At 41.0% G+C, this 9,675-nt stretch carries 10 protein-coding genes and 1 pseudogene; 8 read left to right on the top strand and 3 right to left on the bottom strand.

All coding sequences use genetic code 11. From position 1 onward, the window contains the following. On the top strand, window positions 1-107 hold a 107-nt coding region (locus IM509_RS00685), incomplete at its 5' end, for a transposase (protein ID WP_271946612.1). Window positions 108-278: 171 nt separating this feature from the next. Then, entirely contained in the window at window positions 279-2,186 is a 1,908-nt protein-coding gene (gene shc, locus IM509_RS00680; protein WP_052276441.1) for a squalene--hopene cyclase, read from the top strand. 60 nt (window positions 2,187-2,246) lie between these two features. Here shc and IM509_RS00675 read toward each other — a convergent pair whose 3' ends face one another. Further along, the gene (locus tag IM509_RS00675; RefSeq protein WP_072926951.1) at window positions 2,247-2,642 is read right to left on the bottom strand and encodes a helix-turn-helix domain-containing protein; all 396 of its coding nucleotides are present in this window, start codon (window positions 2,640-2,642) and stop codon (window positions 2,247-2,249) included. 238 nt (window positions 2,643-2,880) lie between these two features. Between IM509_RS00675 and IM509_RS00670 the strand changes: the two genes are divergently transcribed. Both IM509_RS00670 and IM509_RS00665 read left to right on the top strand, forming a co-directional pair. Beyond that, window positions 2,881-3,876: a glycosyltransferase gene (locus tag IM509_RS00670; RefSeq protein WP_052276440.1), complete on the top strand. Its 996-nt coding sequence runs from the start codon at window positions 2,881-2,883 to the stop codon at window positions 3,874-3,876. A 355-nt stretch (window positions 3,877-4,231) separates the two neighbouring features. Then, window positions 4,232-5,137, top strand: a complete 906-nt coding sequence (locus tag IM509_RS00665; protein ID WP_072926948.1) for an Npun_R2821/Npun_R2822 family protein — start codon at window positions 4,232-4,234, stop codon at window positions 5,135-5,137. A gap of 42 nt (window positions 5,138-5,179) precedes the next feature. Here the strand turns inward: IM509_RS00665 and IM509_RS00660 are convergent, their stop codons facing one another. Together IM509_RS00660 and IM509_RS00655 are read right to left on the bottom strand one after the other, a co-directional pair. Continuing rightward, window positions 5,180-5,470 (bottom strand): DUF3288 family protein, encoded by a 291-nt coding sequence (locus tag IM509_RS00660; RefSeq protein WP_046662919.1) that lies wholly within the window; start codon window positions 5,468-5,470, stop codon window positions 5,180-5,182. 2 nt (window positions 5,471-5,472) lie between these two features. Beyond that, the gene (locus IM509_RS00655; RefSeq protein ID WP_072926945.1) at window positions 5,473-6,150 is read right to left on the bottom strand and encodes a hypothetical protein; all 678 of its coding nucleotides are present in this window, start codon (window positions 6,148-6,150) and stop codon (window positions 5,473-5,475) included. A gap of 420 nt (window positions 6,151-6,570) precedes the next feature. Between IM509_RS00655 and IM509_RS00650 the strand changes: the two genes are divergently transcribed. The 4 genes and pseudogenes from IM509_RS00650 to IM509_RS00635 all read left to right on the top strand — a co-directional run. Next, complete coding sequence (locus IM509_RS00650; RefSeq protein WP_002783371.1) at window positions 6,571-6,783, top strand: hypothetical protein; 213 nt, start codon at window positions 6,571-6,573, stop codon at window positions 6,781-6,783. A gap of 139 nt (window positions 6,784-6,922) precedes the next feature. Continuing rightward, entirely contained in the window at window positions 6,923-7,813 is an 891-nt protein-coding gene (gene trpC / locus IM509_RS00645) for an indole-3-glycerol phosphate synthase TrpC (RefSeq protein WP_052276439.1), read from the top strand. Window positions 7,814-8,212: 399 nt separating this feature from the next. Then, window positions 8,213-9,367 carry a pyridoxal-phosphate-dependent aminotransferase family protein gene (locus tag IM509_RS00640; protein ID WP_185237644.1) on the top strand — a complete coding sequence of 385 codons (1,155 nt, stop codon included), beginning with the start codon at window positions 8,213-8,215 and terminating at the stop codon, window positions 9,365-9,367. A gap of 181 nt (window positions 9,368-9,548) precedes the next feature. After that, a pseudogene (locus IM509_RS00635) lies at window positions 9,549-9,675 on the top strand (ISL3 family transposase); the annotation flags it as partial.

Below are 9,675 nucleotides of genomic sequence, written 5' to 3'. Positions count from 1 at the left end.
TAATTGAGGGAATGAATACCAAAATAAAGCTTATTAAAAGAATGAGTTATGGATTTACCAATTTTGAACATCTTCGACTTAAGCTGTTTGCTTGCTTTAATTCATAACAAAAATTAACACACGAAAACCAGAAGAGCCAAAGTGGCAACCAAAGCAGATTCCTTGACTGGATTGTTTGGGAACAAAAGCCTATTCTTTGGCTACTTATTAAAAACTTTGTAAATTAAGATTATCTTATTTGCACTGGTGGTCCCTAGAGGTTGTCGAACGGAAAAAAAATGCAGATTCAGGACAAAATCACCGAAATAGCCGCTAAAACAGCGAAAGCGATCGAACTTTCTCAAAATTATTTACTTTCTACCCAATACTCTGAGGGTTACTGGTGGGCAGAATTAGAATCTAATGTCACCATCACCTCAGAAGCAATTTTACTACACAAAATCTGGAAAACTGACAAAAATCGCCCCCTAGACAAATCAGCCACCTATCTGCGTCAGCAACAGTGTCCTAACGGCGCTTGGGAGTTATTTTATGGGGATGGTGGCGATCTTAGCACCACTGTGGAAGCCTACATGGGACTGCGACTATTGGGAATTCCCGCTAATGATCCTACTTTAGAAAAAGCCAGAGAATTTATCTTAGCTAAAGGTGGCATCAGCAAAACCCGCATTTTCACCAAAATGCACCTCGCTTTGATTGGTTGTTATGATTGGCTGGGGGTTCCCTCTATCCCCGCTTGGATCATGCTACTGCCGGAAAATTTCCCTTTTACTATCTATGAAATGTCCAGTTGGGCGCGGGGAAGTACGGTTCCTTTATTAATTGTTTTCGACAAAAAACCCGTGTATAAAATGGGTTTTAATCTCGATGAACTCTATACAGAAGGGGTGAATAATGTCAAGTATGAGTTACCAAAAAGTAACAATTGGTCAGATGTTTTTCTTTGGTTAGATGGGCTGTTTAAATGGGCAGAAAAAACTAATTTAGTTCCCTTCCGTCAAGAAAGTCTGAAAGCGGCGGAAAAATGGGTGATTGAACGACAGGAAGACACGGGGGATTGGGGGGGGATTATCCCGGCGATGTTAAATTCCCTGTTAGCTTTAAAAGCCCTAGATTATGATGTTGACGATCCGATTGTTGCCAGGGGTTTAAAAGCGGTGGATAATTTTGGTATTGAGACCGATAATACCTATTGTGTACAGCCCTGTGTGTCGCCGGTTTGGGATACGGCTTGGGTAATTCGATCGCTAATTGAATCCGGGCTAAATCCTGCTCATCCAGCTATGATTAAAGCAGGACAATGGTTAATCGATCAACAAATTCTTGATTATGGCGATTGGGCGATTAAAAATAAAATCGGAACCCCCGGCGGTTGGGCTTTTGAATTTGACAATCGCTGGTATCCGGATTTAGACGATTCGGCTGTGGTGGTGATGGCTTTAGAGTTAATTAAAATGCCCGATGAAAATATTAAAAAAGCTGTGATGAAACGGGCAGTTAATTGGATGGCTACTATGCAGTGTAAAGCTGGTGGTTGGGGGGCTTTTGACATCGATAACGATCAAAACTGGCTTAATTCTTTGCCCTATGCCGATCTAAAAGCAATGATCGATCCTAATACGGCTGATGTGACTGCCAGAGTTCTAGAAATGTTAGGCACTTGTGATGTTAACATGGAAGAAAATCGAGTTAAAAAAGCTTTGGATTATCTGGAAAAAGAACAGGAAGCTGATGGTAGTTGGTTTGGTCGTTGGGGTGTAAATTATATTTATGGAACCAGTGGGGTTTTATCTGCTTTAGCTTTTCTGGAACCGAATAAATATCGCCAGCAATTGCAAAAAGGAGCCAATTGGTTAAGCGGTTGTCAAAATGTTGATGGTGGTTGGGGTGAAACCTGTTTTAGTTACAATAACCCTAAATTTAAAGGACAGGGAAATAGTACCGCTTCCCAAACTGCTTGGGCATTAATCGGTTTATTAGCCGTCGGGAAAGTCACCGGCAATTATCAGCGAGAAGTGATTGAAAAGGGCGTTAACTATCTTCTTGTTACCCAAAAAGAAAATGGTACATGGAATGAAGATTACTTCACCGGTACAGGTTTTCCCTGTCATTTTTACCTGAAATATCATTTCTATCAGCAGTATTTCCCTTTACTAGCTTTGGGGCGTTATCGGGCTTTAATTTAGTCCGTTAATCTATGCGTTAGGACAGGAAATAAGCCTAACTGTCTAGCGCATTTTTTGTAACTAACTAGGAAAAAATAAATCAGGAGATATATTTAAAAAATTGGCTAATTTTTGAATGTAGATAGGAGTTAACTCTTGTTGCCCATCAAGAATGTCATCCAGGGTTGACTTGCTTTCAAAAATAGATAGCAAATCTTGCTTTTGTAGTTTTTTTTCCTCTAATATGAATTTCAACAATTCAAGTCCATAAATATCAGGTATTGGCTCTTGATTTTCCTCATACTCATAAATTAAAGCCCCTAAAACATTTAGATATTCCCTTTCTTCTGCCGTTAATTGGGGTTTGTCTAACAGGCGATTAATAACCTCCTGCATCATTTCTAAGTCTTCCTCATTGTGAATAGGACGAGGAGGGTATTGCTTTAATAATTCTAAGTATTTATCAGTGGCAAACATAATTTAATAATATCTATGGTTGATCGACTATTGCCTTTAGATACCTCACACCCTAATAATTAAGTATAGAATAGCCAAGTCTCCAGACTGCCGCTTAACCAAAACTTCTAAGTAGGGAGGCACAATTATTTGTAGGATGGGTTAGCGGTAGCGTCAACTATGCGGGCGTTGGGTTTCATGCTTCAACCCAACCTACGTTCATCTTATATTTAATTCCACCCACCCACTTATTATCCTGATGAGAAACCTCTATTTTCTCTTGCCCGGTACTACTTCTCCTTTTGGTGGGGGTGGACTGTGGGCAGAAATGAAAACTGTCAATTTGGCTAGTCAAATTTGTAGCGCCCAGATTGTGACTTATCGTCAAAAAGAGTTAAATTATCCTTTTTTAGAGGATATACTTGCAAAAATAAGCTCCGATGACAGTATTTTTGTGGTTAGCTGGGGTTTTGATGTTCCTAAACTGGTGCAAAAATTGCGATCGCATAATATCATTTATCATGCCCATAGTACAGGTTACGGCTTCCGTTTACCCTCCCAAATACCAATTATCACTGTTAGCCGTAATACTATGGGGTATTGGGGAGAAAAGGCTCCTAATGCTTTAATTTACTATCTTCCTAATCAAATTGGCTCAGAATTTCTCAATTTAGGCTTAGAAAGAGATATCGATGTCCTAGTACAGGGGCGCAAATCCTCAAAGTATCTTCTCAATCGTCTAGTTCCCGCCCTCCGTCCCCACTGCCGCGTTAAGGTTTTAGATAGCTATGTGGAGGATTTAGTGGGATTATTCAATCGCAGTCGGGTTTATCTCTACGATTCGGCTGAATATTGGGCTGTAAACGGTTTAACGGAGGGTTTTGGCTTACCGCCCCTGGAAGCTTTAGCCTGTGGTTGTACGGTATTTTCTAGTGTTAATAGTGCCTTAGCCGATTATCTCGATCCCGGTTTCAATTGTCAAAAAATCGGGGCTTATTCCACTCAATACGATCTGGAACGTATTCTTAATTATGCCCGTAATTTTCCCGTCAATTCTTTACCGGCTAATTTTCTCGATGATTATCATCCCGAAAAATTACTACCACGTTTTGAAACAATTTTAAGAGAAATTAATGATTTCTTTGATATTAAAAAACGCTATCCGGCTGATATAGAAGGTTTAGAACCCCTGCGACTTAAAAAATTATGGATGCAGAGTTCTCTGGCTAAACTTAAGAAAAAACTGTTTAAGTAGTGGTGATCTTTCCTTAATTAAGTGGGTGGGTGGAATTAAATATAAGATGAACGTAGGTTGGGTTGAAGCATGAAACCCAACGCCAGCATGGGTTACGCTACCGCTAACCCATCCTACAAATAATTGTGCCTCCCTACTTATTCGCCAATTCAAAAATCAAACGCACCACTCCTTAAGAGTTGACAGAGAAAGGCTGATCAGCTATTCAGTTATCAGTGATCAGTTATCAGTTATCAGTGAACAGGGATATCGGGAGAAAAAAGCTGATGGCTGACTCCCCAAAAGGAAAACTTTCTACTTCACCATTAAGATAACTGCTATATAATTATTTCTAACTCTTACCCCTAGGATATTTATGAAGCGAGGAATTTACATTACCGCTAATGATCGAGTTATTGATCAAGCGATCGCATTAATGAATAGTATTCGTTTGTACGATCCTGATTCTCCCGTCATCTTGATTCCCTACGACAATAATTATCAAAAAATTGCCGATTTATTAGCAGAAAAATATGGCGTTATTCTCTATCCCGATCTGCAATTAGTGGAAGAATTAGCACAAAAAATCTATGATATTTTTGGAGAAAAATTCTTTGCTCGTCCCAATCAATTTCGCAAGCAGGTGTGTTGGTTTGGAGAATTAGATCAATTTCTTTATATCGATACCGATATCGTAGTTTTTGAAAAAATAATAGATAATCTAAATTTCCTCGATACCTACGATTTTCTCTGCTGTGATTACCAACACAAAAAAGGGATTACTGATGTCTTTAATCCGATTGTTTTAGAACAGGGAATCTTCACAGAAAATGATCTAACTGGGATGTTTAACGGTGGTTTTTGGGCTAGTAAAAAGAATCTATTCTCAGAACAGGAGTTATATAGTTCTTTTCAAGAATGTGCCGCTCATCCAGAATATTTTGATTTTTCTCAAAAAACCTCCGATCAACCGATTATTAATTATACCATTCTCAAACGAGTTCCCAATCGATTTAATATTGTCCGCGCCCCGGGTTGTCAAGCGGGAAATTGGGGGGGAAGTTCTCATTTTCAACGTCAGGGGAATATCTTAATCGATCCGAGATTAAATCAGCCCTTAAAATATTTACATTGGGCAGGAATTCGCATCGAACCGGGATGTCCCTACTGGGATATCTGGAAATATTATCGTTATCTAGATGATCCTAATCCCCCCGCAGATCCGCCAGCAAGCAAACCCAAAAATCCTTTGCAGAGATTATTAGATAAAATCAAATTATAGGTTTGATTTTTCCTCTCGCATCACTAAGATAACTGCTGCAATTTAACTCCAATCCTGTTGCTCCTCGCTTTGGCGAATTTGATACACTTGTCCGTGACTGTGCAGTTGTCGAGTTTTTGCCCATAAACTAGCTTCATCTAACTGCCATTTTTCTAGGATTAAATCTAAATCTCTTTGGATTTCTCTTGCTCCCGGAAAGTTTTGATAACGTATGCGTAAACGAGCGCATTCAGCTAAGTTTAAATCATTGGGTTCTGATTGCAGCAGCTGATCAACAATCGGGCGATCTAGTCTTTCCTGTGGATGTTGTTGTTCTTGATTTTTACTAGCCATAATTAATCGAACCAACCGATTTCGGAATCCGTTAACTCTGTGGGGGTAGGATTGGGGGCAATATAACGGGCTAAAGTTGCCATTTCAAAGTTATAAAGACTGGGTTTCTTCGGCGCAGGTTTGCTAATTGGTGAGGGTTCAGGGGTGGGGGGGGGACTATTTTCTAGGGTTTTAATTTGATTATATAATTTTTCAATTAACTGTTTTTTCTCGGTTAATTCCGTCTGGGATTGACTTAATTGACTCGATAATTTTTCAATTAACTGTTTTTTCTCAGTCAGTTCTGTTTCTGTCTTACTTAATTGACTCGATAGTTTTTCAATTAACTGTTTTTTCTCGGTTAATTCCGTCTGGGATTGACTTAATTGACTCGATAATTGTGCCACCAAAGTAGTTTTTTCCAAGAGGACAGATTCTAACTGCTCGGTCTGTTGTTGTAACTGCTGTAACCTGACAGAGAGTTCCAGATGTTCTTGAAGTTCTTTTTCCAGAGAAATCACCTTTTCTTGGAGAGTTTGCTGATTTTTCTCGGTTTTTTCTAACTCTGTTGTCAAGTCGTTAATTTTTGCCTGTAGGGTGGCGTTTGTTTCCTTCGGACGTTTGGGAGAAGGAGAGGTTTGGGATTCTACCTCTTTATTAGCTTCTGTACGGATGAGATCGTTTAAATTACCTTTGGTCATAAGCTGTGCAAATAGGATATTACGATAGAATCGGATACTGTCAAGAAATCTCTTGGTTTAGGCAATCGATAATTAAGTGGGTGGGTGGAATTAAATATAAGATGAACGTAGGTTGGGTTGAAGCATGAAACCCAACGCCCGATTATGTTACGCTACCGCTAACCCATCCTACAAATAATTGTGCCTCCCTACTTAATTACCCCGATATACGGGCTTGATTAAGCTGGGGAATTGTTCCATAGGTTTTATTGTATAGCTTGAGGTCGATCGATCCCTGTCTATTTAAGGAATGAGAACAAATACCTAAATCTCGGTTTCGCTGGTAAGATTCTAAATTTTTCTGTAGTTAATGATACAGAATAGTAAATTTGTGTCAGACTGAAGGTAGAAGTTGATCGCACCTGTGGCAGGGATAAATTTATGAATATTGAAGAAAAAGCACGTCTTAATCTAACCCAAGAGCGACAAGCAGAAGGAATGCTCGAAGAAAACGTCTTAACTCGTACAGAGGAGCTTTTAGGGGAAGGAGAGGCAGAAACTGCGAAAGCGCGGGTTTTATTAACTGAAAATCGTCAAGAAGAAGAAAAACGTCAAGATCAAATTTTAGAACGTTCGATCGAAGCTATGCAATAGCCTTTCGGTGAAGACTGGGAATATCCACACAAGTAGAGTTAAATGTCTGTAGAGACGTGGTTTTCCCCGTCTCTATTTCAATTCCCGATAACTAATCACTGTTAAACTAATCACTGTTCACGCTCTGGACAGTGAAAAAATGCAGATCCGAAGAAAACACCCCAATCCTGCCGTTAAAGTTGAGAGTTTGAGTTATGTGGTGAAAGTGCCAGAGGCACAACCACAAAATATTTTAGAAGAAATCGTTTGGCATAAAGAGATCGAAGTCGATAAATTGCGCGAAAGGTTGCCTTTATTAGAATTACGCCAAAAAATAGCCAATACTGCGCCACCTTGCGACTTTTTAGCCGCCTTAAAACAGGGTAAAACCCAACCCGCTTTGATTGCCGAAGTCAAAAAAGCTTCCCCGAGCAAGGGAGTTATCCTGGAAGATTTTGATCCTGTAGCGATCGCGCGTGCCTATGAACAGGGAGGAGCCACTTGTTTATCGGTTTTAACCGATAGTAAGTTTTTTCAAGGTAGTTACGAAAATCTTAGCCTCGTCCGGCAAGCGGTATCTTTACCCCTATTATGCAAAGAATTTATCCTTTATCCCTATCAAATCTACTACGCTCGCTCTAAAGGAGCCGATGCTGTCCTTTTAATTGCCGCTATTTTAAGCGATCAAGACCTAGCATATTTTGTCAAAATTGTCAAGGGTTTAGGGATGACAGCTTTGGTAGAGGTGCATAGTCTGGCCGAATTCGATCGAGTGTTAGCCATTGAGGGAATCGAACTAATCGGCATCAATAACCGCAATTTAGAGACATTTAAAGTCGATTTAGACAATACTCGCCAATTACTAGAAGCCAGGGGCGAAAAGGTGCGAGAAAAAGGTATTCTGATCGTCAGCGAATCGGGATTACACACAGCAACAGATCTAGCCACAGTGAAGCAAGCGGGAGCAAATGCGGTTCTAATCGGCGAATCTTTGGTAAAACTGCCCGATGCTGCCCTCGGTATCCAGAAACTCTTTGAAAATCGGGAATAGGAGTTAGGAAGTGGGGAAGTGGGTAGGGTTGATTCATGAATCAACCCTACTATGAATCAACCCTAGTGGTTTGGGGGGTAGAACCCCCCAAAAGCTTGGATTGAGTAATCAGCTCTGAAGTAATACGGCCATCCCTTGAGTATAGGCTACATATCAGGAGAGGCACTCCTGCAAAAGGGGGAATAAATAATCAGTTTTTAATAACTGGATTTAGGAGCAGAATATTTTCATGTTTGGCGGTGCCAACTTTGGCATCGGGACTGACTCCTATCTCCTGAAGACTGAGTACCGGGATATAATCAGAGTTTGCCGAATCTTAAATCATCTCCTCAGAATTGATGCGATCGAGATTTGGTTTTTTATCTTTGTTAAATATGGCCCAACGAGAGAGGACGAACCATGGAAAATAAAAATATGTTGATGATTCCCGGCCCCACACCAGTGCCGGAAGCGGTATTATTGGCTATGGCTAAAGCACCTATAGGTCATCGGACGGGTGCTTTTAGCAAGGTAATCGCCGAATTAACCGAAAATCTTAAATGGTTGCATCAAACCAGTGGCGATGTCTTAATGTTAACCGCTTCGGGAACCGGTGTCATGGAAGCGGGAATTATTAATTTTCTCAGCCCCGGCGATCGAGTTTTGGTGGGGGATAATGGTAAATTTGGGGAACGTTGGGGGAAAGTCGCAAAAGCCTACGGCTTAAATGTGGATGTAGTTAAGGCAGAATGGGGTAAACCCCTAGATACAGAGGCATTCACCGCTAAACTGACCGAAGACAAGGAAAAAGCCATCAAAGCGGTAATTATCACCCATTCAGAAACTTCCACCGGGGTTCTCAATGACTTGGAAAGCATTAACAAAGCGGTAAAAGACCACGGGGAAGCTTTAATTATCGTCGATGCTGTCACCAGTTTAGGAGCTTATCATATTCCCATCGACGAATGGGGTTTAGATGTGGTCGGTTCTGGTTCCCAGAAAGGTTATATGATTCCTCCCGGTTTAGGTTTTGTTTCCGTAAGCAAAAAAGCTTGGAAAGCCTACGAAACCGCCAAACTGCCCCGTTTTTATCTAGATTTGGGCAAATACAAAAAAGCCACCGATGAGGATAGTTCCCCCTTTACCCCTCCAGTTAACCTGATGTACGGTTTACAAGCTTCTCTGCAAATGATGAGAAGGGAGGGATTAGCGGCAATTTTCGCCCGTCACCAACGCTTAACGCAGATGACGCGGGCAGGTATGCGCGCCCTGGATTTGCCCCTCTATGCGGCGGATTCCTGGGCTTCCACGGCGATTACTGCGGTGGCCCCCACTCTGGTGGATGCGGAAAAAATTCGCTCGACTCTCAATAAAAAGTTCGACATCGCTGTGGCTGGTGGTCAGGATCACCTCAAGGGTAAAATCTTCCGTATCGGTCATTTAGGTTTTGCTAGTGAGAGGGATATCCTCACGGTTATCGCTGCCATTGAAGCGACTTTAATCGAGTTAGGTGTCGAAGGTGTCACCCCCGGTGCCGGTGTGGCTGCGGCTGCCTCGGTGATGGTGCAGGGTTAATCTTGGTTTGGCTTTTCCCCTTCTCCCCAAAGAGGGGGATTTTTGCCGGAAGATATAGTTTATTATCTAATACCCGTGTGCAACTATATTTTTGGTCTTGATTTACAAGGCTTTCAATCCTTGGCTCTTCTAGGTTCTGTGTGAGCATGGTATAACAGTAACACAGAACAGGAGGTGGGTTATGTGGATAAATTTTGATCAACTCCTCGATTTACCAAATGTAACAGTGGTCAATTATCAAAAAATTGCTCAGACAATTTTCCTAAAGCTCGCTCTTTTAAATGAAACAATTGAATGTCCGAATTGCC

It is taken from the genome of Microcystis sp. M31BS1, assembly GCF_020245285.1.
GTDB lineage: Bacteria > Cyanobacteriota > Cyanobacteriia > Cyanobacteriales > Microcystaceae > Microcystis > Microcystis panniformis.
Note: the sequence above shows the minus strand (reverse complement) of the source record. Positions and strands in the feature narration are given on the sequence as shown.

Excerpts from the sequence above, each read along its gene's own strand:
- shc (WP_052276441.1), top strand. The coding sequence starts at position 279 with ATGCAGATTCAGGACAAAATCACCGAAATAGCCGCTAAAACAGCGAAA.
- IM509_RS00675 (WP_072926951.1), bottom strand. The coding sequence starts at position 2,642 with ATGTTTGCCACTGATAAATACTTAGAATTATTAAAGCAATACCCTCCT.
- IM509_RS00640 (WP_185237644.1), top strand. The coding sequence starts at position 8,213 with ATGGAAAATAAAAATATGTTGATGATTCCCGGCCCCACACCAGTGCCG.
- IM509_RS00655 (WP_072926945.1), bottom strand. The coding sequence starts at position 6,150 with ATGACCAAAGGTAATTTAAACGATCTCATCCGTACAGAAGCTAATAAA.
- IM509_RS00650 (WP_002783371.1), top strand. The coding sequence starts at position 6,571 with ATGAATATTGAAGAAAAAGCACGTCTTAATCTAACCCAAGAGCGACAA.
- IM509_RS00670 (WP_052276440.1), top strand. The coding sequence starts at position 2,881 with ATGAGAAACCTCTATTTTCTCTTGCCCGGTACTACTTCTCCTTTTGGT.
- IM509_RS00665 (WP_072926948.1), top strand. The coding sequence starts at position 4,232 with ATGAAGCGAGGAATTTACATTACCGCTAATGATCGAGTTATTGATCAA.
- trpC (WP_052276439.1), top strand. The coding sequence starts at position 6,923 with ATGCAGATCCGAAGAAAACACCCCAATCCTGCCGTTAAAGTTGAGAGT.
- IM509_RS00660 (WP_046662919.1), bottom strand. The coding sequence starts at position 5,470 with ATGGCTAGTAAAAATCAAGAACAACAACATCCACAGGAAAGACTAGAT.